This window comes from Microbacterium sp. AK009, from assembly GCF_013410955.1.
Taxonomy (GTDB): Bacteria; Actinomycetota; Actinomycetes; order Actinomycetales; family Microbacteriaceae; genus Microbacterium.
The window spans coordinates 674,454-698,461 of record NZ_JACCCG010000001.1; the positions used below are offsets into that span (position 1 = coordinate 674,454).

Below are 24,008 nucleotides of genomic sequence, written 5' to 3' on the forward strand. Positions count from 1 at the left end.
AGGCACGGCGCGACAGGGCCACGGCGCGCAAGAAGCAGTCGAGCGGAAGGACATCCCATGGCGTTGCGAGTAGGAGTCGTCGGCGGAGGACAGTTGGCGCGCATGATGATCGCGCCGGCCGTCGAGCTGGGTGTCGAGCTGCGGGTCCTCGCCGAGGACGACGGGATGGCTGCCGCGCTCGCCGCCACCGCCGTCGGCGACTACCGCGACGCCGATACCGTGCTGCGGTTCGCCCGCGACGTCGACGTCGTCACCTTCGACCACGAGCACGTGCCTCAGGATGTCCTCGGCGCCCTCGTCAGCGCCGGTATCGCGGTGCGCCCGGGACCGCACGCCCTGGAGTTCGCCCAGGACAAGCTGCACATGCGGCGGCGCCTCGCCGAGCTCGGCATGCCCCAGCCCAACTGGGCAGCGGTCAGCGACGCCGCCGGGGTCGCCGCCTTCCTCGCCGATCACGGCGGTCGTGCCGTGGTGAAGACTCCGCGGGGCGGCTACGACGGCAAGGGTGTGCGCGTGGTGTCGTCGGAGCACGACGCCGACGACTGGTTCACGGCGCTCGCCGAAGACGGTCGCGGCGGCGAGCTCCTCATCGAGGAGCTGGTGCCCTTCACCCGCGAACTCGCCCAGCAGGTCGCGCGACGCCCGTCGGGCGAGGTGCGGGCGTACCCGCTCGTCGAGACGGTCCAGCGCGACGGCGTCTGCGCCGAGGTGCTCGCCCCGGCCCAGCGCACCGGGGAGCGCGAGCAGCAGGTCACCAGCGAGATCGCCGTCGGCATCGCCGAAGGGCTGGATGTGTCCGGGATGCTGGCGGTCGAGCTGTTCGAGACCGCCGACCGTGTGCTCGTGAACGAGCTTGCGATGCGCCCCCACAACAGCGGCCACTGGACGCAGGACGGCGCGGTCACCAGCCAATTCGAGCAGCACCTGCGCGCGGTGCTCGATCTGCCGCTCGGCGACCCCTCGCCGAAGGCGCCCTGGACGGTGATGATCAACATCCTCGGAGGCCCCGCCGAGGGCGGCCTCACCGACCGCTTCGCCGACGCGATGGCCCGCCACCCCGAGGCCAAGGTGCACACCTACGGCAAGTCGCCGCGACCGGGTCGCAAGGTGGGGCACGTCAACGTCTCGGGCGACGACCTCGATGACGTCGCCTACGCCGCGAGGGCGGCGGCGGCGGTGTTCCTGGACTGACCGGCGCGGCAGCGCCGCGGCCCGGGTCGGGGTCTTCGCGCCGCAGGCGCGGTCTCGGCGGTTTCGTCGCTCCCGCCGAATCGGGGTGGCGGAGATGGTCTGCTTTCAGGGCCGTGGGCGACCAATCACGCCACTTCGTTCGGGGTTGGCGGATCGAGGTGGCGAAGATTGTCGTCTCCCGGGGCCGTGAGCGACCATTTGCGTCACTTCGTTCGGGCGTGCAGCACCGGCGCTTGCGCGCCGACAGCACCTTCAGCACCGGCGCTTGCGCGCCGTTGCGGGCTTCTTCCAGTTCGGCGCCCTAGCCTTGTCGGGTGACTGGGTCTTCCGCGAGCGCTGAATCCGACGCGCGCACCGCGCCGCTCCACGACACCCCACTGCACGCGGCCGCCGACCCGCTGGTCGGGGTGGTCATGGGGTCCGACTCCGACTGGCGGGTCATGAGCGACGCCTCCCAGGTGCTCACCGATTTCGGCATCGCGCACGAGGTGGAGGTCGTCTCGGCCCACCGCACGCCCGACAAGCTCATGGCCTACGGCCGCGCGGCGCGGGCCCGCGGCATCCGAGTGATCATCGCCGGCGCCGGCGGCGCCGCACACCTGCCGGGCATGCTGGCCTCCGTCACGGCCCTGCCCGTCGTCGGCGTTCCGGTGCAGCTGGCGACTCTCGATGGACTCGACTCGCTCCTGAGCATCGTGCAGATGCCCGCCGGCATCCCCGTCGCGACCGTGTCGATCAACGGGGCCAAGAACGCCGGGCTCCTCGCCATCCGGATCATCGGAGCGGGCGACCCTCGCGTCGCCGAGCAGGTCGAGGCGTACGCCCGCGACCTCGAGGCGGCCGTCGAGGAGAAGAACCGCCGCCTGAAGGAGTCGCTGTGAGCGTGTCGAGTCCGCCGCGGATGGCGACGCGCGGATCGTCCGCCGCCCGCGGCCGTGTGCTCGAGGAGCGGCCGCTCCGCTTCCCCGACGCCGGCTCGACGGCGATGATGACCAAGCGCGGCTGGTGGCTCGTGGGACTCAACTTCCTGCTCCCGGGGTCGGCGCAGGTCGTCGCCGGCAACCGCCGGCTCGGCCGGGTCGGCATCGCCGCGACCCTGGTGTCGTGGCTTCTCGCCGTCGGCGCGGTGCTCACCTCCGCGTTCGCGCAGACCTTCTTCCTCACCCTCGCGACCAATTGGTTCGTGCTCCTGCTCATCCAGGTGATCCTCATCGCGTATGCCGCCCTGTGGATCGTGCTGACGATCGACACCCTCCGGCTCGTCCGCCTGGTGCGCACCGGACGCGGCGCCCGTTTCGGCATCGCCGCAGTCGCCGTCGCCCTGCTCGTCGTCGCGAGCGGCACCGTCGGCTACGCCGCACAGGTCACCGGCATGGCTCGCGACACCCTCGGGGCGATCTTCGGCGTGAGCGGCCCCTCCGTTCCTCCCTCCGACGGCTACTACAACATCCTGCTCCTGGGCGCCGACAGCGGCGAGGGTCGGGATTCGATGCGGTTCGACAGCATCTCGGTCGTGTCGGTGAACGCCGACACCGGTGCGACGACGATCACCGGCATCCCTCGGGACATGCCGCACTTCCCGTTCGCTCCGGGACCCATGCAAGACCGCTATCCCGACGGCCACCAGGGCGTCGCCGACCCGAACTGCGGGTGGGGGAGCGGCATCAACCAGCTCCGCACCGAGGTGGAGGTCTGCCAGGACGGCGACGCCCTCTATCCCGACGCCGTCGCGAACGGTTCGGCTCCCGCCATCGAGGCGACGAAGGATGCCGCCGAAGGCATACTCGGGATCGAGATCCCGTACTACGTCTTCATCGACATGCACGGCTTCGCCTCGCTCGTCGACGCGCTCGGCGGCGTGGAGATCGAGGTCGCTGAACGGCTGCCCAAGGGCGGCGGGCCCGCCTACGACGGTCAGCCCGCCGAGGAGTGGGCGATCGGGTGGATCGAGCCCGGGCTGCAGCGCATGGACGGCGACACCGCTCAGTGGTACGCCCGGTCGCGGTACACCACGAGCGATTTCGACCGGATGCAGCGCCAGCGCATCCTGCAGCAGGCGATCCTCAACCAGTTCACTCCTCAGACGGTGCTGACGCGGTTCCAGGACATCGCCGCGGCCGGTGCCGACATCGTCCAGACCGACCTGCCGCAGTCGCTGCTGCCCTACCTCGCCGACCTGGCGCTGAAGGCCCAGGAGCAGCCGGTCACGACGATCGAGCTGATCCCCGAGTTCGGCATCGACGAGTACGACCCCGACTACGCCTACGTGCAGGAGCTCGTGCGCACCGCCCTTCATCCGCCCACCCCGACGCCCACGCCGGAGGGGTGATGACCGCCACGCTCCGAGTCATGCTCGACCAGGTCGCGGTGCCGACCGACAACGACCTCGCCGAGGCATCCCGCGAACTCGCCCGGGCACTCGTCGCCGGGGCTCCGTCGGGAACCGAGGTCGAAGCGATCGTGCCGGCGCAGACGGATGCCGCGGCGCTGCGTGCCGCCGTGCCCGGCCTTGCGGGGGTTCATCCCTCGGCGCTGCCGCGCCGCGAGCTGTCGGTGGCCGTGCAGCTGGGTGCCCCCACGGGTATCGGCGCGGGGATGATCCACTCTCCGACGCTGATGGCGCCGCTCGTCCGCCACGACCGGGTGCACAACCACGACCAGACCGTCGTCACCGTCTGGGACAGCCGCGCGTGGGATGCGCCGGGCGAGCTCTCGCGCGGCGCGCTGTCGTTCCAGCGGGCGATGATCAAGCGCGCCGCGAAGCACGCCGACGCCGTCGTGGTGCCCACGCACGCGCTCGCACGCCGGATCGCGGGGGTTGTGAACCTGGGGGAGCGGATCCGCGTGATCCCCGGCGCGGCGCCGCTCGGCTTCGCCGTGCCGAACGACGAGGTCGGCCGGCGGCGCGGGCTCGACCTTCCCGAGGGGTTCGTGCTCCTCGCCGGTTCGGCATCGCGCGCGTCGGACGGGCTCGCGGTCGCGCTGGCCGCGGTGGCGCGATCGGGTGTGGACCTGCCCGTCGTCGTGATCGATGCGCCGGAGGGGGAGGAGCCGGCGATCGCCGACCTCGCCGAGGGCGCGGGGCTTCCGGAGCGACGCCTGCACGTGCGCGGGGCGCTGGAGACCTGGGACCGTGCAGCGGTGTTCGGCGCGGCGCTGGCGTTCCTCGCGCCGTCGCGGCGCGAGGCGTTCCCGTGGCGCGTGGTCGACGCGCTGACCCTCGGTGTGCCGGTTCTCGCCGCGGCATCCGATTCGCACGCCGAGGTGATCTCGGACGGTGGCCAGCTCATGGACGAGGCGGATGACGCGGTGCTGGGCGAGGCGCTCGGGTCTGCGTTGGCGGAGGCGCTCGGGTCGGTGACGGCCGCGGAGCGGCTCGGTGTGCTCGCGGCGGACCGTGGACGGGCGTTCTCGTGGGCTGAGGCGGCCGATAAGGCTTGGCACCTGCACGCTGACCTCTGAGCGGCTGAACGCCAGCCGCGCATCGACTGTGATCGGCGTGTCGTCACACGAGTCACAGAGATCACTTGGTAATCAGACGCCTCATGGGCCACAATCGTCCCATGCTTCGTCGCGGTGATTCGCATCCCATGGGCGGTCGCGGTCCTTTCTCGCGGGATAGTCCTCGATTGATCGCGGTGGTGATCGCTGTCCTGGCGGTCGGCGGGGCCTCGACCGGGTGTGTGCCCGCGCCGGCGGATCGACCTAACGTCGTTTCGTCGTCGCCGTTACCCGAACCTCATTCGCCCACGCCGACGGTCGATGCGCGGAGTGAGTCACCTGCCCCGGTCGCTGAGGAATCCACAAGGCCGGTTGAGTCGCCCAGCACGGGGACTGATATGAGCGCGCCAACGGCCGACCCGTTCAATGGGGAGGTCCTCATCGTTACCTCCGACGTCATCGGCCAGGCGATCGAAGTCACCGCGATGGTGCCCGGGGTCTCGGAAGACACCGGATCCTGCATGCTCGAAGTGCTCGGGGTGGGGACGTCCTCGGCCGTGACAGGAGCGCCGAGCAATGACGTGACGTATTGCGGCGTCATGTCCGTCCCCCTCGTCTCGGGGGGAGGAGACGGGTGGAACATCCGAGTCACTTACTCCTCGCCGTCCCACCGGGCGGAGTCAACCACCATCATGCTGGAGGCAGGATCATGACTAGTGGTTCGACTACTCGACGGCTGGTCGGTTTACTTGCTGCGGTGCTCGCCGTCAGCGGCCTTCTGGTCGCCATTCCCACGAGTGTCGGACCTGCCCCGGCAGCGTCGGCAGCGTCGGCATCGGACTGGAATGCCGGCAACATCATCTCGGATGCCGTCTTCTATAACGCGCAGACCATGGACGCCGGTCAGGTACAGACCTTTCTGAACGGAAAAGTCAGCCGCTGCGCGACCGGGTCGACGTGTCTGAAGGACTACCGACAGAACACCGACAATCGACCGGCTGACCGTTATTGCAACGGCTATACGGGACGTGCGAACGAGTCAGCCGCTGAGATCATCGACCGGGTCGCCCGCTCGTGCGGCGTCAATCAGCAGGTTCTCCTCGTCCTCCTCCAGAAGGAGCAAGGCCTGATCACCTCGACCGCGCCTTCCGCGCGGATGTACGCGGCGGCGATGGGGCAGGGGTGTCCCGACACCGCGCCGTGCGACTCAGCTACCGCCGGCTTTTTCTATCAGGTGTACTACGCGGCACGCCAATACGAAATCTATAGACTCAACCCCACCTCGTTCGGCTACCAAGCAGGACGGTGGAACAACATCCTGTACCACCATGAGCAAAGCCGGAACTGCGGATCTGCGCGGGTGTACATCGAGAATCAAGCGACCGCGGGGCTCTACATCTACACCCCGTACGTCCCGAATGCCGCAGCCCTTTCCAATCTCTATGGAACCGGCGACTCGTGTTCGTCCTACGGGAATCGCAATTTCTGGCGGCTCTTCACGGACTGGTTCGGGCCTACGACTTCACCAGGACCAGCGATGATCGATGCCAAGTACGCCTCCTCGGGAGGCGCGGCAGGTTGGCTCGGACAAGCCCGATCCGACGTCAATTGTGGGCTTCGCGACGGAGGGTGCTTCCGCGCCTACGCGAACGGCCAAATCCACTGGTCCTCCTCGAGCGGCGCGTTCGCCACGGGAGGGGGCATCAGATCAGCGTGGGTCAGGTCGGGAAGTGAGAATGGACCGGTGGGGTACCCCGTCAGCGACGAGCGGTGCGGACTTCCTGCGCAGGGGTGCTATCAGGACTTTCAGTCGGGGAAGATCTACTGGAGCCCCGCGACCGATGCGCGCTCGGTTCGATCTCCTATCCTGGCTGGTTGGGCTCGACACAGTTATGAGCGGGGCTTTCTCGGGTACCCGACTGAGGAGATGGGGTGCGGTCTGCAAGGAGCTGGCTGCTATCAAGACTTTCAGGGTGGAAAGATTCACTGGTCAGGCGTGACCGGTGCGTGGGCCACGAGGGGGTCGATACTCCAGGCGTGGGCGGCGAACGGGTATGAACGCGGATCACTGGGATACCCGACTGGCCCGGAGGGCTGTGGGCTCCCCGGCGAGGGGTGTTACCAGGAGTTCCAGCGCGGAAAAGTCCACTGGTCAGCCGCGACCGGTGCACACATCACGAAGGGCGCGATCGGGGCGGCGTGGGCGCGGTCAGGGTCCGAACGTGGCGCGCTCGGATATCCGACCTCGGCGGAGGAGTGTGGCCTGGCGAACGCTGGGTGCTCACAGACGTTCGTCTACGGGACCTTCTTCTGGTCAGCCCGCACCGACGCCCGATCTGTTCGCGGGGAGATTTTGGCGGAGTACCAGCGGCTCGGAGGTCCTGCGGGCAAGCTCGGGTACCCGGTCCAAGAACAAGGTTGTGGCCTCCAGGGTGACGGGTGCTACCAGGACTTCCAGGGTGGGAAGATCCATTGGTCTGCAGCGACAGGAGCGCACGCAACGTGGGGTGGCATCCAGCAGGCGTGGGCAGCATCAGGATGGGAACGGGGCCCGTTGGGGTACCCGACCGGTCCTGAGGCATGCGGGCTAGCGCAACAGGGCTGTTCTCAGACCTACGAGAAAGGGACGGTCTACTGGACCGCACTGACGGGGGCGCACGCTGTTTCGGGTGCCCTCTTGACGGCGTACGTCGGAGCCGGTGGACATGCGGGTTCCTGGGGCTATCCAGTTGCTCCGGCCATCTGCGCTCCGGGCGGCGCCTGCTCGCAGCAGTTCCAGGGTGGCACCTTGACCCCCTGAGAAGGCGTCCCCTGAGCAGGGGCGCGCGCCGGGATCCGACCCTCGGTGGTCAGAGTGAGAAGGGAACCACATCCGCCAGATATGGATGTGAACGATCCTTCTCGGACATTTCAGCCGCTTCCAGCGGGATCGGCCAGGCTATTCGCACGGTATCGTCCGCGAGGTTGAGAAAGGTGTATTGAGCATCCGCCCGCCAGTGGTCATTCACCAGATACGAGTAGGCCGTATTCTCTTCGAGCGTCTGAAAGGCATTTCCCACCCCGCGTGGGATGAAGATGGAGCGCGACGGGTCGATTCTGGTCGTGTACACCTGCCCGAACGTGTCGCCCGCCCGCAGGTCTACCCAAGCGCCGAACACACTGCCGTTCGCGACCGAGATGTACTTGTCCCAGGGCTCGGCATGGATGCCGCGCGTCGTTCCGGCGGAGCGGTTGAACGAGATGTTGTTCTGAACCGGTCCGAAGTCGGGGAGACCGATCGCCAGCATCTTCTCCCGCTGCCAGTTCTCCTTGAACCACCCGCGGTTATCACCGTGGACGGGGAGTTCGAAGACAAGCACACCAGGAATCGGAGTTTCCAGCACAGAAAGGGTCTTGCCGTACTCAATCACCATGTCACTGACCCGTCAATTCATACTTGGCTTCGGTCGACGCCTTCTGGGGGCGCCACCACTCCTCGTTCGCTCGATACCATGCGATAGTGTCCGCGATGCCGGACTCGAAATGCCGGTACCGGGGTTCCCAGCCGAGCTCGTCACGGATCTTGGTCCAGTCGATGGCGTAGCGCTTGTCATGCCCTGGGCGATCGGTCACGAGGTCATACGCATCGGTAGGCTGGTCCATCGCTCTGAGGATGATCTCCACGACTTCGCGGTTCGACTTCTCTCCGTCGGCGCCGATCAGATACGTCTCTCCGATCACCCCTCTGTCGAGGATTGCGAGGACGGCGGACGAATGGTCATCCGCGTGGATCCAATCTCGAACGTTCCGGCCGTCGCCGTAAAGGCGGGGCCGGATGCCGTCGATGACGTTGGTGATCTGTCGGGGAATGAACTTCTCCACGTGCTGGCGCGGGCCGTAGTTGTTCGAGCAGTTGCTGATGGTGGCCGCCACGCCGAAGGACCGGACCCACGCACGCACGAGAAGGTCAGAGCCGGCCTTCGTGGATGAGTACGGGCTAGACGGGTTGTAGGGGGTTTGCTCGGTGAACCGCTCAGGGTCGTCCAACTCCAGATCCCCGTAGACCTCGTCGGTCGAGATGTGGTGGTACCGGATCCCGGACCGGCGAGCGGCTTCGAGCAGTGTGAACGTGCCGACCACATTCGTCGCCACGAAAGGCTCAGGGCCGGTGAGTGAATTGTCGTTGTGTGACTCGGCCGCATAGTGCACGACCGCATCGTGCTCGGCGAAGAGGCGATCTACGAGGGGAGCGTCACAGATGTCGCCGATCACGAGCCGGAAACGCTGGGGGTCGAGGCCGTCCAGTGAACGTGCGTTGCCCGCGTAGGTCAGTTTGTCCAGTACCGTCACGTAGTCGTCGGTATGCTCCATCACGTAGTGGACGAAGTCCGAACCGATGAAGCCGGCACCGCCGGTGACCAGGAGTCTGCGCATCCCTCAAGGGTACTGTGATGTCATCGGCGAGTTTTGTCGTGGCCGCGGCATAGCGGAGACTAGAACCCATGCGTGGCATCATCCTGGCCGGCGGGACCGGCTCTCGCTTGCACCCGATTACACTCGGCGTGTCCAAGCAGCTTGTACCCGTCTACGACAAGCCGATGATCTACTATCCGCTGTCTACGTTGATACTCGCCGGCATCCGCGACATCCTCGTCATCACCACGCCGCACGACGCAGACCAATTCTCACGCCTTCTCGGCGACGGATCCCGGTTCGGTATCTCCCTGACCTACCGCACCCAGCCCTCACCTGACGGCCTGGCTCAAGCGTTCATCCTAGGAGAAGACCACATCGGGTCAGAGTCCGCAGCGCTCGTGCTGGGTGACAACATCTTCTATGGCCAGGGAATGGGCTCGCGACTGAGGCGCTATGCGGAGTTGGAGGGAGGCGTCGTCTTCGGATACTGGGTCGACGACCCAACAGCGTACGGCGTGGTCGAATTCGACGATCATGGCAACGTCGTCTCCCTGGAGGAGAAACCGCTCCAGCCGAAGAGTAACTACGCGGTCCCTGGCCTCTACTTCTACGACAACGACGTGATCGGCATCGCGAAGAATCTGAAGCCCTCCCCGCGAGGCGAGTTGGAGATCACGGACGTCAATAAGGCCTATCTGGAGCGGGGACGATTGAAGGTCGAATTACTGCCTCGCGGGACAGCGTGGCTGGACACTGGAACGTTCGACTCGCTGAGCGAGGCCACCGACTTCATCCGCACAGTGGAGCGCCGACAGGGTCTGTCCATAGGCTGCCCTGAGGAGGTGGCGTGGCGCATGGGCTTCCTGACGGATGACGAGTTGCGGCAGCGCGCCGAGCCGCTCGTGAAGAGCGGATACGGTCAATACCTACTGAGTGCCCTCGCGCAGGGCTCGCGCTGAGCCGTCGTCCGGAGACTGTGTGACTGACATCTCTTCTGCCATTCCCCTTCGTCCAGAAGTCTTCCCGGCTGGCGGGAGGCGCGTGATCTTCTACCTCTTTCACGATTCCCGTGGCGAAGTAGACGACTACATCCCGTACAAGCTCGCGAAGCTGCGCTCACACGCCGCGCACATCTTCGTCGTGGTCAACGGCCCGCTCACCGCGACCGCAAGGTCGACCTTGAGGGGGGTCGCGGACACAGTCTGGGAACGGGAGAACGTGGGCTTCGACGTGTGGGGTTACAAGGAAGCCCTCGAACGGTTCGGTGAGGAGCGACTCGCCCAGTTCGATGAGGTCATACTCATGAACTACACGTGGTTCGGTCCGATTCGCCCGTTCGAGCCGGTCTTTTCGCGCATGGAGAGTGAACGGCTCGATTTTTGGGGCATGACCGATCACGGGGGAAAGACGCCTAACCCCTTCACGGGAAAAGGGGTGATGCATCGTCACCTGCAGTCTCACTGGATCGCTGTGCGTCCGAGACTGTTCCGCAGCCAGGCCTGGCTGGATTATTGGCGTGACATGCCGATGATCACCCATTACACGGAGTCGGTCCTCAACCATGAGTCGCGCTTCACACACCACTTCAGTGAACTCGGCTTCCGGGGGCAAGCAGCATTCCCGCTGGACGACTATTCCACCGAGCACCCCGCGCTTCTCGAACCCGACCGGTTATTGGCCGCTGGTTGCCCCGCGCTGAAGCGCCGGATCTTCTTTCACTACCCGCCCTTCATGGACCGCAACGCCGTGATCGGCAAATGGACGCTTCGGCGTGTGGAAGAGTTCGGATACCCAATCCGTATGGTGTGGCAGAACCTCGCCCGAACGACGCCGCCCAAAACCCTCAACGCTAACGCCGCGATGCTCGAGGTCCTGCCCGATGTCGACGTCTCCTACGACGCGTCACGGCCGTTCCGCATTGCGGCGCTCGTCCACATCTTCTACGAGGATATGACGGATGAACTGCTCGATCGGCTGGCCATGCTGCCATCGCCGTACGACGTATACATCACGACGACAGACCACGAGAAGGCGGAGGACATCCGTGGCATCCTGGCCCAGCGCCAGGACCCGCTTCTTCGGCGCAGCGAGGTGCGGGTGCTGGAATCCAATCGGGGTCGCGACCTCAGCGCATTCTTCATCGGCTGCCGAGACGTACTCCGCAGCGGCGCCTACGACCTGATCGTCAAGCTGCATTCAAAGAAGACGGCTCAGCAATCATTCAATGCGGGTCGGATGTTCGCCCGACAGCAGATGGAGAACGTTCTGAGCTCCCCGGGGTATGCCGCGAATCTCGTGGCCCTCTTCCAGAAAGAGCCGGGGCTCGGGATTGTGTATCCCCCGATGATCCACATCGGCTACCCGACGATGGGGCGCGGCTGGTTCGCCAACCGCCAACCGACCGAGAAGCTCGCCAAGAAGCTCGGTATCACCGTCCCGTTCGACGAGGTGTCGCCGCTCGCACCATTCGGTTGCATGTGGGTCGGCCGTCCCGAAGCGTTGCGCCTCGTCGCAGATGTGGACTGGACGTATGACGAGTACGCCCCGCCGCAGGAGCATCGCGACGGGAGCCTCGCCCATGTTCAAGAGCGCATCATCTCCTACGCAGCTGCCGAACTCGGCTACCACACGAGGACTGTGCTCAACAGCGAGCACGCGTCGATAAGTCACACTGCGCTGGAGTACAAGCTCGATCAGATGTCGTCCACAACGCCCGGTTATCCCTTGGAGCAGATTCAGTTACTCCATCGTGCAGGCTGGTTCGGATCGGGTGGGTTCCTCCAGTTCAGCCGCATGTATGTCCGGCTGAACCAGCCGCGAGTAGCCAAAGCCCTGTTGCCTCTCTTCCGGTTGGCGCGACACGGCGTGTATGCCGTCCGAAGACTGAGGCACCGCCGCGTGTGGGCAGACACGCCGACAGCCGACACTCCGAGCGAAAGCACCTCCGCATGACCGCTCCGTCCCCGGCGCCGCTGGAAGACTCGGCACGTCGCCTCATCGTCTATGCAATATCCGACCGCCGGCGGGAAGTCGACGACTACATTCCTCACGCATTGCGGGCTTTGCGGCCGTACGCCGATCGTATCCTCGCGGTGGTCGACGGCGGTTTGACGCCCCAGAGCAGTGCATCGCTTGAGGGGGTCGTGGACGAGATCCTCGAAACCGAGCGCACGCCGTTTCATCTCAAGGCCTACCAAGCTGCAATCCGACACCTCGGCACTCGGATCGAAGGGTACGACGAGGTGCTTCTCGCCGCCGACACATGGTACGGGCCGATACGCCCGTTCGGGCCGGTCTTCGAGCGGATGAATGCCACCGCAGTTCATTTTTGGGCGATGACCGATCGAGCAGCCGAGGTGCCGAACCCGTTCACCCATGAAGGTGAACTGGCACAGCATCTACAGCCGCACTGGTTCGCGGCGAGATCGCCATTGATCTCCTCCGCTGCGTGGCGAGCGTACTGGGACGCTCTCGAGGTCCCCGACGACTTCGCCCCGACCGCGCTGCTGCACGACAGCGAGCTGACCCTCGCCTTTCGGCGGGCCGGGTTCACGGATGCCACCGCTTTTCCGGCAGAGGAATACCCGACGGCGGACCCCTCCCTAGAGAATGCAGATTTGCTTCTCGACGACGGGTGTCCGCTCCTGCGTAGACGACCGTTCGCGGACTGGCCGCCGTTTCTGGATCGGCACGCGATCATCGGGCGTTGGACGATGGAAACCGCGCGTCGCCATGGCTATCCGGCCGGCCTCCTCCTCCAGAACCTCGCCCGAAACGTTCCTCCCAAAGTGTTGAATACCGATGCGAGTCTGCTCGAGGTACTGCCGGATGTCGAGACTATGTATGACCGATCGGCACCTCTCTCACTGCTGGTCGTCGCGCACATCTTCTACGAGGAGATGACCGAAGAGATTCTGCAGCGGGCCGACATGCTTCCCGAACGCTACGATCTGGTGATCACCACTCCGAACGAAGCCAAGGCTCGGCGCATCCGCGAACGCATCGAAGCTGTTGCGCACTCTGCACTGTCCGTCGACATCCGTGTCGTTGATTCAAATGAAGGGCGTGATCAAAGCGCATTCCTGATCGGTTGCCGGGACATCCTGCTCGCCGGTGATCACGACCTCGTCGTCAAGATCCACTCGAAGCGCACCGTGCAGGACGGCCTGAATGTCGGGGAGCACTTCCGCATCCACCAGTTCACGAACCTCCTCCACACACCGGGATACGCCGCCAACCTGGTCGCTCTGTTCCAGCGCGAAGAGGGGCTGGGTCTGGTGTTTCCTCCCATGATTCACATCGGAGCGGCCGCTATGGGGCGAGGATGGGCGACGAATAAGGACGGCTTCGCCATCGTGGCTGGTGCGTTGGGCGTCCGAGTCCCGCTTGATGATGTTTCGCCCCTTGCCCCTTTCGGATCGATGTTCGTGGCCCGTCCAGCTGCCCTTCGCCTCATGCTCGAGCACAGCTGGGCCTACGCCGATTTCGGCGGCGCGCATGAGTATCGCGACGGCAGTCTGGCACACATCCTCGAGCGAATGCCGGCGTATGCCGCAGGGGAGCTTGGCTTCCATGCCCGCACGGTGATCAACCACGATTACATGTCACTGAGCCATACAGCGCTCGATTTCAAGTTGGACCAGATCTCGGCGACGACGATCGGCTACACCAATGAGCAGATCGAGTTCCTCCGCCGGGCCGGCTTCATGGGGGACGGCCAGTTCCGCGATCTCGCCATGATGTACCTCCGCCTCAATCACCCGCGGCTTGAATCGCGAATAAGGAAGATCTTGCCTGCTCCCCGCAGGCGGAAGTCGCAAGGGCGCTAGCCCGTACTGACTTCGACCGTTGTTGATTCGGTCCCGTTTGTCCAGGGGCAGTGCAGGCGGATGAACTTCTGGGTGATGTCGTGCGCTTCGAGCACGGCGCGGAACGCGTGGGAGCGGCGGTAGACGATCGCGTTGTCGGTGATCACTCGCTCGACGCGGACGCCGACGGAGCGGTAGAAGCTGATCGCGCGCTCCAGGAACCGGCGGTGGTGATTGCGCGTTCGTCGGCGTGGATCTCTGCATACGCGACCCTCGAGTGGTCATCGATCGCGGCGTGGACGTAGTCGTAGCCGATCCCGCGTCCCCGGACCTCCTCGCTGCGGCCGTGCGCCCGCCAGCCGCCGCCATCAGGGATGCGGCCGAGCTTCTTCACGTCAATGTGAATCAGCGACCCGGGATGGTCGTGCTCGTAGCGATTCGCGGAGCGAGGTGTCGCACGGATCACCGTCCCGGTCACCGGATCCAGCTCGCGCAGCAGCGGCATCCGATGCACGGTTCGGTTCGCGACGGATGCGCCCTCGCGACGCTGGAGCGGTCCACGAGCCCCGCAGAGCCGTGCTCCCTAAACCGGCGCCACCACCGCCATGCCGCCGTCCGAGATATCCCCATCTCAGCCGCGACGTGCGCAACGACACGCCCGACTGGATGCGCTGGACCATGATCAACCTGCCGGCCGGAGTCAGCCGGGCATGAGCATGGGGCACGAGAAGCCTCCGTGTGCTCGAGCTGCAGAACTAGACAGCTCCAACTCGACACCGGAGGCTTCTCCTACGTCAACGACGATCCGCGTCAGTACAGCTAGACCTGCTCGATGGACCTGAGAATGTTCTTGATGCGCGTCGCGTCCCCCCACACGCCAGGCGAGTCGTAGGGACGGTCGGGAAACGCGCCGTACTCGAGTGTGATCGGCAGGCGGTTCTCGGTGATGAACTGCTCGACCTTGTCAGCCAGTGACACTGGCTCGCCGCTGCAGCAATTGATCACTCCCGTTTCTTCGGCGGCGGAGAAGACGGCCGCGATCTGACGACCAAGATCTTCAACTCGGATGAAGTCGTAACGGTTTCGGCCGGTTGTGAACGGGAAGGACTCACTGCCTGCGTCAACCGCATCCAAGATCTTCTTGAAGACTGAGTTGTTGCGCCGGTCGTCGCCATAGATGTAGTAGCACCTGACCCAGGCCATGCTGGTGTCGGTGAGGGCGAGCGGAAGGGAGCGCCGAAGCGCGTCCTTGGCAATCCCGTATTGGTTCAGCGGATTGGTTGGTGTCTCCGCGTTGATCGCACCCTCCCAATAGCCCACTTCATGCATGGTGCCGAGAGTCACGATTCGAGGACAGCCGCGCGCAGCAGCGCCCGTGACGAACCGATAGTGGGAAGAAACCTGAGACATGTGCGCGGAGGAATTGTGTGCAAAACCGTCTTGCCACGCGAGGTGGACAAGTCCCTCAGCGTGCTCGAAGATGTCGAGTTCTACGTCGTCCGCCAGGATGTCCATCTCGATGAGCGTCGCCCGCGGGTCGAGTCGCGCAACGGAGCCAGGGCGCACCACCGCAGCCACGGAGTGCCCAGTATCGAGTAGCGCCTTGACCACGTGGGGGCCGATGTATCCACCGGCCCCTGTGACGATGACCGCTCCGTTCGACATGCTCATCCCCTCGCTTCTGCGGATTCGAGGACCCAACGCGCGTATTCGGCGATCCCTGTCTCCCAGGGAACTTCCGGACGCCAGCCCAAGGTGTCCGCAGCCTGGTCCGTCGAGCACCACGCATGGCGTACGTCGCCATCGCGGAAACGGCCGCTCACTCGCGGCATAGGGCCACCGACGACGTCGGCAACGAGTCTGGCCACTTCTAGAACGGTGGCTGGGCGACCGCATCCGATGTCGGTGACTCGGCTTACATCCGGAGGATGACCGACGGCATCCGCGAAAGCTCGCGCTACGTCGTCGATGTGAACGAAGTCGCGCGACATCAAGCCGTCCTCGTAGACGTCGATCGCCTGTCCTCTCGCGGCCGCTTGCGCAAATAGCGGCAGAATGCCCGTGTAGGGGTTGATCAGCGACTGTCCTCGGCCGTACACGTTCTGTAGGCGAAGGGCGGTGAACGGCACGCCCCGTCCGCCGGCCCACGCCGACATCATCGATTCCTGTGCGAACTTGGTTGCCCCGTAGATGCTCGTCGGCCGGACGGCTGTGTCGGATGACGCGGAGGCCATCGGCGTCGCCCCCGGAAAGTCCCACTGCCCGCGGGCGAGTTGCCCGTGCGTACGCTGGCCAGGCGTGAAGACATGACCTGTCGATTGTTCACGCCACTGACCTTCGCCGTACACGGCGCGTGTCGAGGCGACCAAGAGGTGGCTGGGCAGGATGTCGGCTTCGCCGAAGGCATCGAGCATGATGGCCGTACCCGTCGCATTCACGTCGCTGAATCGTGTGACCGCGTTCAGCGACAGCCCGGTGTCGGTCTCGGCGGCAAGGTGAATCACAACCTCGGGTGGCACATCGGAGACGACACGTCTCCAGACGCTCGCATCCCGGATGTCTCCCACCACAAGTGTCGCGGCCTCGTGCAATTGCGCGGGCCTTTCTGGCGAAGCGTGGACGCGCGGATTCAGCGAGTCAACCGCGATCCAGCGTTCCGCAAGCGGGGCCAGCATCTGCGAGAGGGCGCACCCGATGAAACCGGCACCGCCAGTCACCACGACGGTTCCGAGACTCTTGCCAGTCAATCTGCCCCCTCCGGATGTTCGAGCCCGATCAGCCTACCCGGAGGCCATGGAAGCCCCGACGGGGCGCACGATTTTTGGAATGGCAGCCACCACCATGCCAAGATTGCACGGAACAAGAAGCAGGCGAGCCCGGCGCCTGCTCGTGAGCAAGGATGCACGTGTGCGCATAGTCATGACCCTCATGGTTCGCGACGAAGCGGACATCGTCGGCGCGATGCTGGAGCATCACAAAGCGCAGGGCGTTGACCATGTCATCGTCACGGACAACGCCTCACATGACGGCACAACGGAGATCTTGGAGTCTTTCGCCGCTGACGGTTTCGTCACACTCTGGCATGACCCCGAGCACCGGAAACAGCAGTACCTCGTCGTCACTCGGATGGCGCGCCATGCTGCCACGCAGGAGCGTGCGGATTGGGTCATCAATGCCGACGCAGACGAATTCTTCGTCCCCCAACGGGGTGGCGCGAGTACATTACGAGACTGCCTCGAGCGCCTCGATGAGCGGGTCCAGTACATCAACGTCCCCGTGGTGAACCTCACAGGGAGACCGGCCATCGATGGATCCGGCCTCGAGCGGTTGGTGTACCGCGATCACCGCTCACAAGAGGAGTTGAACGCATCGGGTATTCCGTTCCATCCGACTTCTGATGCAGTGCATCGGGCCAATCCCCTTGTAGAGATCGCTCAAGGGAACCACTTCGTCACTGCACCCGGTTGGGGGGATGGCGCGGACAGCGAGACCATCGAGGTGCTTCACCTTCCGTGGCGATCGTGGCGGCAGTACGAGGGCAAGGTGCGCAAGTCGGGACAGGCCTATGAGGCCAACCCGGAGCTGTTTCCTAGCCCGCGCCACCACGGCATGCAAGATTACCGACGCTGGAAGGCCGGGCGCCTGGAAGCCCTGTACGTGGCCAAGCACCCGAGCCCCGATGAGATCGAGTCCATGGTCGCGAGCGGCTCGCTCGAGCCGGAGCTCAGATTGACCAGTCTGGGCGGAGTTTCAGATCGGGGTGTGCGCGAAGACGTGAGGTACTCGGACGCCCGCCTCCACGAGCTGTCGCATTGGGGACGTCAGCTCGCGGCCGTCGAAAGTGACAGTGAGAACCGACTGCAGAAGCTTCGTGAGGAGCAGGACCGCGAGCGAGCTCTCTGGGTGGCCCACAACGTCAAGACCGCCGATCAGATCGACGCGCTCCGGGCAGAAGTCACTTCGCTCAGCGAAGAACTGGCCGCTCATGCTGCTCGTCGAGCCCGGTGGCAGCGATGGCGCATCCACCATCGCACTGAGTCCTGAGCCGCCCGCTCGGCAAGGTCCCAGCGACTCCCCAATTAGGATGGGGATGATGTCCGAAGCCCCTGATTCCGCTGCTCTGGCCCGTTACGCACGGCTCGAAGCCATCCCGCTACGGCCCGTGGGTGCGTCGACTGGTTTGAATCCCCGCGACTGGTGGACTTCGCTTAGGGAACTCTTCGCTCGGCGCGAGATGCTCGATTTGCTGGTTCGACGCGACCTCAAGGCGAAGTACAAGGACTCGACGCTCGGCTTCTTCTGGTCGCTTGCGCGTCCAATCATGTTGCTTGCGATCTACTTCGTCGTCGTCGGGCAGTTCCTCGGTGCGGCCCGCGGCATCCCCGACTTCGGTATCTACATCTTCACCGGTCTGACGGCGATCGGCTTGTTCACCGAGATCGTCGTCAGCGCAACAGGGGCGATCGTGGTGAACAGCGGGCTCGTGAAAAAGGTTTACGTCCCTCGCGAGCTGTTTCCACTTGCGAGCGTCGGCTCCGCTCTGTTCAACTTCGCCGTTCAGTTCACGCTGCTTCTTGGTGTGACGGTCATCGCGGGCGCGTTTCCGTGGCACCCGCAGATCCTCTATCTCATCCCTTCCTTCCTCGTGCTGCTCGTCTACGGCACCGCCCTCGGCCTGCTCTTTTCCGCACTGAATGTCTACTTGCGGGACATCCAGTACCTGGTCGAAGTCGGGACGATGCTGCTGTTTTGGGCGAGTCCTGTCGTGTACTCCTGGCAGATGGCCAGCGACATCATCGCATCGCCTGTGTTGCTGTCCGTCTTCACGAACAATCCCCTCACGCTGGCTGTGATCGGTTTTCAAGAGGCGCTATGGCTCGGAGCCGACAGTCTGTCGCAACCGGACAACCTCCTTCTTCGCCTCCTCATCGCCCTCGGCGTCGGAGTGGTGCTGCTGCTCGTGAGCCACCGCGCCTTCCTACGACTCCAGGGCAACTTTGCCCAGGAACTCTGATCGGACCCGCCGATGAGTATCACCCCCTCGTCCTTCCCGCCGAAGGTCATCGCCGTCGAAGCCGTTTCGAAGCGCTTCACCATTCGCCGCGACTCCTCTATCAAAGAGCGCATCGTTACCCTGGGGCGCGCCGGACGCCGGCACCGCGAAGACTTCTGGGCATTGCGAGACGTCTCGATCGATATTCGAGCAGGAAGCACAGTCGGACTCATCGGCCACAACGGCTCGGGCAAGAGCACGCTGCTGAAGGTGATCGGTGGAATCATCGATCCCACCAAGGGCACGGTGAGCCAGCGTGGACGGATCGCCGCACTTCTGGAGCTGGGGGCGGGATTCCATCCCGACCTCACCGGGCGTGAGAACGTGTATCTGAACGCGTCTGTGCTCGGAGTCTCTCGCGACGAAGTCGAGCGCCGGTTCGACGACATCATCGCGTTCTCCGGCATCGGCGAGTTCATCGATACACAGGTGAAGTTCTACTCTTCTGGCATGTACGTGCGTCTTGCGTTCGCGGTCGCAGTACACACCGATCCTGACATCCTCCTGGTCGACGAGGTGCTCGCGGTCGGCGACGAGGCATTTCAGCGGAAGTGCCTCGACAAAATCAGGACGTTCCAGGAGGAAGGTCGAACCATCGTGATCGTGAGCCACAGTCTCGGCCAGATCACGGAGCTCTGCGATCGCGCGGTTCTCCTCAACTCCGGCCAGGTTGTCTTCGACGGCGACCCGAACACCGCCGTCGCGAAGTTCCGAGATCTCCTCGAGGACCGGCGCGTCGCAGAGACCGAGTCGGATGGTGAGATTGAAGAGGAGCCGAGAATCGTCGAGGCGACACTCGATGTCATCGGGGGGAACGAGGACGGCGCGGTGCTCCCCGGTAGCGACCTCCGCGTTACGGTGGACGTCGAATTCCCTGCACCGCTGGAGAACTGGCGATGCGCGTTGCAGATCGATACCGTCATGGGAACCGCCGTGTACGGAACGACCAACGCGCGGATGGGAGTCCACCCTCCCGCCGTCATCGGGCGTCGTCGCGTTGAGTTCCTGTTGCGCAACGCCCGCTTCGGTGAGGGCAAGTACTTCATCAACATCTCCCTCATGGACAACGCTGGCAGGCACCTCGATGATGCGAGACAGGTGTGCTCCTTCAACGCCGCTGAATTCCCGCTCGCCGCGGGTTCGCTTTACATGGAGCCCGAGTTCGTCGACTTAGGGGCGCCTTCGGGAGAGAGTCGCTGACATGCTTCTGCGCGCCCGACTGGGCGGCGTTGTCGGTCGCGTCCGGGGGCTCCGAGTCCCCGAGCGTCTTCGTCGCCTCCACCGCAGGGTTCTTGCTGAACGAGGTGGTGTCCGATGGAAGGCCCGGATGCTGCGCGAACTGGCGTCGCCGAGGAGATTCGAGCTGCTCGCGGGTGAGGTGCGCCCCGATTCGATCCTCGTTGTGATCTGCCTTTACAACCGACCCGACCGCATCGATGCCGTTCTGGCGCAGCTTGCGGCCCAGCGCGGCTCTCCTTCCATTCGGCTCGTTATGTGGAACAACGCGCCGCGAGATGACGGCCATTACCGTGCTCGCATCCGTGCCATGGGTGCCTGGGATGCGCTTGCGAGCGTCGAGTACCGGTCGAGCCCCAACATCGGCGGTATCGCGCGTTTCATCGTCGCTCGGCGCCTTCTCGGCGGGAGGGCAGGCGTGCCTTTCGTGATGATCGACGATGACCAGGACTTCGACGAGTCCTTCGTCGCTCAGCTACTCTCCCGCCACGCTCCGCGCTCCTTCTCGGGTGTCTGGGCCTTCTTCATCCTCGGGAGCTACTGGGCACGCATCGAGGCAGAGGCGGACGGGGGTGCTTCGTACGTCGGGACCGGGGGATCGGTATGCGACGCCGCCCTCGTACGAACGCGAGGCTTCTTCTGGCGCCTCCCGGGACGCTACGGATTCATCGAGGACCTGTGGGCGAGCATGTTCGCCGGGTCCCGCGGGTGGGATCTCACCCGCGCCGCTGTCCCGGTGAGGTTCGTGGGGGAGGAGATGAACCAGTATCACAAACTGACGAACCTGAAGCCGGAGTTCTACGACTATCTCATCGCGCAGACGCGGCTGGGAATGCCGCTGTAGCGACCCACTACGGAACGGCGACCTCATAGATGTAGTGTTGCCGACCCGACCAGGGCAGCTCGTCGATGAGCGCCAGGCATCCATCGGTGAGCGGCTGGGATGAGACGACGTTCTTGAGTTCCGGGATCCTGTCCGCCACGACGCACGGAGAGCCGGAAATGACGACCATGTCAGGGGACGGCATCGACCATTCCAGAGCGGCCGAATCGGTCCAATCGAACTGGATGTGGAGCCCGCCGCGATTCCACATATCCTCGTGCTCACCCGTGGGATCCAGCCGCATCCAATTCTCCACGTTCGGGCCGATCTGCTGGCGGGACGAAAGCGAGGGCGTTGCTGTTGACATCAGCAGTGCATCGACATACCCATCGTCACTCGCCCACACCGTCCCTTCCGCACGGGCTGTGTCGCCCCACGCGAGGAATTCCTTCGCCGTATCACTGTCCCTTAGATCACCCAAGCCGAACAGAACAGGCGTAGCCGTCGCCGTCATCGCAACGGCAGCCAATCCTGTCAAGAGCGGCGGGAGCCAGGACGTCGGCCATCTCACGAGCAGGAACACGGCTCCGGCCGTGATGATCGCGCTCACCCAAACCATGAGATTCGTGAGCCCGGGCAGCATCTCGAGTTGCAGGGACGATCCGGCGTACGCGGAGATGCCGCCGGCGACGGCGGCGGCGGTGAGGGGCACAGCTACCCGACGCGACGGGCGCCACTGCGCCATGAAGAGGCAGAAGGCTATCGTCGCGAGGAAGCCCGCGCCCTGCGCCGCGCGGAAGTCCGGCACACGGTTGATGATCGGCAGAAGCTCGCCCACCGGCCCCCACGAGATGGTGCACCAGCTCAGCCAGAACAAGGTTGCCGCGACTATGGGGATCGCGGCGCCAGCCTGCATTCGTCCTCCGCGCCATCTCCGCGCGGTGAACAAGAGAACGACGATGACTATCAGGACGTTGAAGGAGGTTGCCAATTCCGTCTCGAATGTCGCGCCGGAGGGGCCGACTGCTTCGAGCCACGCATAGTTGGTGCCACCGAATACGCGGCCGAACTCAACCGGACCCCCGGTGCTTCTCCGATCACCGGGGTACAGCGTCGACAGCCCCGCCGCAACCGCGTCGCGCGCTTCCCAGAACAGCAGTCCGGTCCAGAAGAGCCCGGACAGCACGATCGCACCGAGGCTCACAAGGCGATGTCGCCATGACGTGCGGAGGCACAGGATGACGACTGCCGTCGCGACGACGACGGGTACCCCGATGACGATCGCGAGCGGTTGGTAGTAAGTGGGCAACCGGGCGAGGAGCACTCCGGCCCCCAGGACGGCGACAACACCCCTTGTCCACCATCGTCGTTCGAATGCATTCGTGGCGAAAATGGCAAGAGCACAGCCAGCCGCGACGAAGCCCAGGGTGTTGACGGGGCGACCCGACCACCACATGCTGGCGGGTGCGAAGAAAATGAGGACCGCCGCAAGGTAGCCCCACCGCAGCTGGCCGGTGATCTGCCGGAACCACACCGGCAGGCCGATGAACAAGAGCAGCGATGGAAGCCACCACTTCATCGCGAAGAGCATCTCGTGAGGCAAGAGATTCCCGAGGCGGAGGAGAGTTCCGTCGAGGAAGACGATCGACGAGAAAATACCGCTCGGGATTTGCGCGAAGAAGGCGTTGGATACTGTGAGCGGGTTGAGTGCGCTCTCTCCACCTCTCGCCATCTCGCTCAGCCAGATGGGTGACTCGGTGCCGTACTCGTCTGATCGCACGGCCTGAGATTGTCCGAACTGGAGACCCAACGGTTCGGCGGGGTTCTCCCGCAGCATCCAGACGCCGATGTTGGCGTTGGTGACGCCGAGGAGAACGAGGATGATGTACGCAATGGTCGGTCCGGCGAAGACCGCCCGTGGTCCCCAGACCTGCCACCATTCCCGCACGGTGTTGCCGCGCGGCGTCTCTCGCCGGTCCACTCTTTGTCAGGCTTTCGGCGTCGACGGAGGCAGGGCGGTACCTGCCGGGACCGGACCTGGCGCCTCAAGACGCAGGTAGTTGAGCCGACTGATCTCACGCCGTGCTTTCAGTACTCCGTCGAGGACGAGCCCGATCATCCACGACATGAACGCCATGATCGAGATCCCGATCGCGAGGACTGCGGTCGGGAAACGGGGAACAAGCCCCGTCTCGAAGTACTCGATCACAACCGGGGTTCCGATGATCACCGCAAGGAGGGCGAGAAGCAAGCCAACCACACCATAGAACATGAGCGGTCGCTCGTGACGGATGAGGCCGATGATCAACGACAGAATTCGGAATCCGTCGTGATACGTGCGCAGTTTGCTCTCGCTGCCCTCGGGGCGGTCCTTGAAACCCACCGGCACTTCGATCTGGGGGACCCGGAGACTCATGGCGTGGACAGTGAGTTCCGTCTCGATCTCGAATTCCCGCGAGAGTGCGGGGAAGCTCTTCACAAAGCGGCGGGAGAAGACGCGGTATCCGCTCAACATGTCATTGACCGGGCTCTTGAACACGCTGGTGACGAACCAGTTGAATCCCTTGTTCCCGAGTTCGTGTCCGGGGCGATAAGCACCGACGTGGCTCTGCTGACGGACCCCCAGCACATGATCGTAGGGGCCTGAGAGCAGCGCTTCGATCATCTTCGGCAGGTCCTGTGCCGCATAGGTGTCGTCGCCATCGATGAGCACGTACACATCGGCGTCAACGTCCGCGAAGGCGCGACGGACGACATTTCCTTTGCCCTTGGAGTGCTCATGCCGCACGGTCACCCCTGCGGCAGTGGCCACCTCCACGGTGCGATCCGTACTGGCGTTGTCGTAGACGTAGATCTCGAGTTCAGGGACAGCAGCGCGAAGGTCGGCTATCACCTGGCCGATCGCCGCTTCCTCGTTGTGGCACGGGATGATCGCGGCGATCGAAAGGTCGTCGGACATCGTCCTCGCTACTCCTTCAGGCACGGTGAAGCATCGCCTGTGAGGGGATGCGCGCCGTCCAAGTTATCATGGCATTCCGGGGCAGCCCGGATGCCGGGAACC

General features: G+C 64.6%; 18 protein-coding genes and 2 pseudogenes. 13 read left to right on the plus strand and 7 right to left on the minus strand.

The annotated features are described in order from the left end of the window. Nucleotides 1-57 precede the first annotated feature (57 nt). From HDC37_RS03195 to HDC37_RS17580, 6 genes are all read left to right on the plus strand, one after another. Nucleotides 58-1,191 carry a 5-(carboxyamino)imidazole ribonucleotide synthase gene (locus tag HDC37_RS03195; protein ID WP_179558913.1) on the plus strand — a complete coding sequence of 378 codons (1,134 nt, stop codon included), beginning with the start codon at nt 58-60 and terminating at the stop codon, nt 1,189-1,191. 413 nt (nt 1,192-1,604) lie between these two features. Next, entirely contained in the window at nt 1,605-2,072 is a 468-nt protein-coding gene (purE, locus tag HDC37_RS03200; RefSeq protein WP_179559111.1) for a 5-(carboxyamino)imidazole ribonucleotide mutase, read from the plus strand. Beyond that, a complete protein-coding gene (locus tag HDC37_RS03205; protein WP_374939125.1) occupies nt 2,069-3,520 on the plus strand; it encodes an LCP family protein in 1,452 nt (483 codons plus the stop codon). Before purE ends, HDC37_RS03205 begins: the two co-directional genes overlap by 4 nt. Then, entirely contained in the window at nt 3,520-4,653 is a 1,134-nt protein-coding gene (locus tag HDC37_RS03210) for a glycosyltransferase (RefSeq protein ID WP_179558914.1), read from the plus strand. Before HDC37_RS03205 ends, HDC37_RS03210 begins: the two co-directional genes overlap by 1 nt. Nucleotides 4,654-5,030: 377 nt before the next feature. Continuing rightward, nucleotides 5,031-5,345: a hypothetical protein gene (locus HDC37_RS03215; RefSeq protein ID WP_179558915.1), complete on the plus strand. Its 315-nt coding sequence runs from the start codon at nt 5,031-5,033 to the stop codon at nt 5,343-5,345. 824 nt (nt 5,346-6,169) lie between these two features. Continuing rightward, nucleotides 6,170-7,432 carry an LGFP repeat-containing protein gene (locus HDC37_RS17580; RefSeq protein WP_374939131.1) on the plus strand — a complete coding sequence of 421 codons (1,263 nt, stop codon included), beginning with the start codon at nt 6,170-6,172 and terminating at the stop codon, nt 7,430-7,432. A gap of 61 nt (nt 7,433-7,493) precedes the next feature. Here the strand turns inward: HDC37_RS17580 and HDC37_RS03225 are convergent. Both HDC37_RS03225 and rfbB read right to left on the minus strand, forming a co-directional pair. After that, nucleotides 7,494-8,045: pseudogene (locus HDC37_RS03225) on the minus strand (dTDP-4-dehydrorhamnose 3,5-epimerase family protein); the annotation flags it as partial. A 1-nt stretch (nt 8,046) separates the two neighbouring features. Next, nucleotides 8,047-9,045 carry a dTDP-glucose 4,6-dehydratase gene (gene rfbB / locus HDC37_RS03230; protein WP_179558918.1) on the minus strand — a complete coding sequence of 333 codons (999 nt, stop codon included), beginning with the start codon at nt 9,043-9,045 and terminating at the stop codon, nt 8,047-8,049. A gap of 68 nt (nt 9,046-9,113) precedes the next feature. On the opposite strand from rfbB, the gene rfbA reads away from it, so the two are divergent. From rfbA to HDC37_RS03245, 3 genes are read left to right on the plus strand one after another with little or no spacing between them, the layout of a single operon-like run. Next, complete coding sequence (rfbA, locus tag HDC37_RS03235; protein ID WP_179558919.1) at nt 9,114-9,986, plus strand: glucose-1-phosphate thymidylyltransferase RfbA; 873 nt, start codon at nt 9,114-9,116, stop codon at nt 9,984-9,986. Between the two features lie 19 nt (nt 9,987-10,005). Then, complete coding sequence (locus tag HDC37_RS03240) at nt 10,006-11,979, plus strand: rhamnan synthesis F family protein (protein WP_179558920.1); 1,974 nt, start codon at nt 10,006-10,008, stop codon at nt 11,977-11,979. Further along, nucleotides 11,976-13,856, plus strand: a complete 1,881-nt coding sequence (locus tag HDC37_RS03245) for a rhamnan synthesis F family protein (protein ID WP_179558921.1) — start codon at nt 11,976-11,978, stop codon at nt 13,854-13,856. The genes HDC37_RS03240 and HDC37_RS03245 overlap by 4 nt, the downstream gene beginning before the upstream one ends. Before the next feature lie 32 nt (nt 13,857-13,888). Here the strand turns inward: HDC37_RS03245 and HDC37_RS03250 are convergent. From HDC37_RS03250 to HDC37_RS03260, 3 genes and pseudogenes are all read right to left on the minus strand, one after another. Further along, a pseudogene (locus HDC37_RS03250) lies at nt 13,889-14,560 on the minus strand (DDE-type integrase/transposase/recombinase); the annotation flags it as partial. Between the two features lie 94 nt (nt 14,561-14,654). Continuing rightward, nucleotides 14,655-15,506, minus strand: coding sequence for an NAD(P)-dependent oxidoreductase (locus HDC37_RS03255; RefSeq protein ID WP_257021241.1), 852 nt, complete (start codon nt 15,504-15,506; stop codon nt 14,655-14,657). After that, nucleotides 15,503-16,582 (minus strand): NAD(P)-dependent oxidoreductase, encoded by a 1,080-nt coding sequence (locus HDC37_RS03260; RefSeq protein ID WP_179558922.1) that lies wholly within the window; start codon nt 16,580-16,582, stop codon nt 15,503-15,505. The genes HDC37_RS03255 and HDC37_RS03260 overlap by 4 nt, the downstream gene beginning before the upstream one ends. Nucleotides 16,583-16,661: 79 nt before the next feature. Between HDC37_RS03260 and HDC37_RS03265 the strand changes: the two genes are divergently transcribed. The 4 genes from HDC37_RS03265 to HDC37_RS03280 all read left to right on the plus strand — a co-directional run bounded on the left by HDC37_RS03265 (nt 16,662) and on the right by HDC37_RS03280 (nt 20,968). Next, nucleotides 16,662-17,879, plus strand: coding sequence for a glycosyltransferase family 2 protein (locus HDC37_RS03265; RefSeq protein WP_179558923.1), 1,218 nt, complete (start codon nt 16,662-16,664; stop codon nt 17,877-17,879). Nucleotides 17,880-17,928: 49 nt separating this feature from the next. Continuing rightward, nucleotides 17,929-18,849, plus strand: a complete 921-nt coding sequence (locus HDC37_RS03270) for an ABC transporter permease (RefSeq protein ID WP_179558924.1) — start codon at nt 17,929-17,931, stop codon at nt 18,847-18,849. 162 nt (nt 18,850-19,011) lie between these two features. After that, nucleotides 19,012-20,088: an ABC transporter ATP-binding protein gene (locus tag HDC37_RS03275; RefSeq protein ID WP_306457531.1), complete on the plus strand. Its 1,077-nt coding sequence runs from the start codon at nt 19,012-19,014 to the stop codon at nt 20,086-20,088. Nucleotides 20,089-20,215: 127 nt separating this feature from the next. Continuing rightward, entirely contained in the window at nt 20,216-20,968 is a 753-nt protein-coding gene (locus HDC37_RS03280; protein ID WP_179558926.1) for a glycosyltransferase family 2 protein, read from the plus strand. A 7-nt stretch (nt 20,969-20,975) separates the two neighbouring features. On the opposite strand, the gene HDC37_RS03285 is transcribed toward HDC37_RS03280, so the two are convergent. Together HDC37_RS03285 and HDC37_RS03290 are read right to left on the minus strand one after the other, a co-directional pair. Next, complete coding sequence (locus tag HDC37_RS03285) at nt 20,976-22,784, minus strand: hypothetical protein (RefSeq protein WP_179558927.1); 1,809 nt, start codon at nt 22,782-22,784, stop codon at nt 20,976-20,978. Between the two features lie 150 nt (nt 22,785-22,934). After that, the gene (locus HDC37_RS03290) at nt 22,935-23,906 is read right to left on the minus strand and encodes a glycosyltransferase (protein ID WP_179558928.1); all 972 of its coding nucleotides are present in this window, start codon (nt 23,904-23,906) and stop codon (nt 22,935-22,937) included. Between the last annotated feature and the right edge of the window lie 102 nt (nt 23,907-24,008).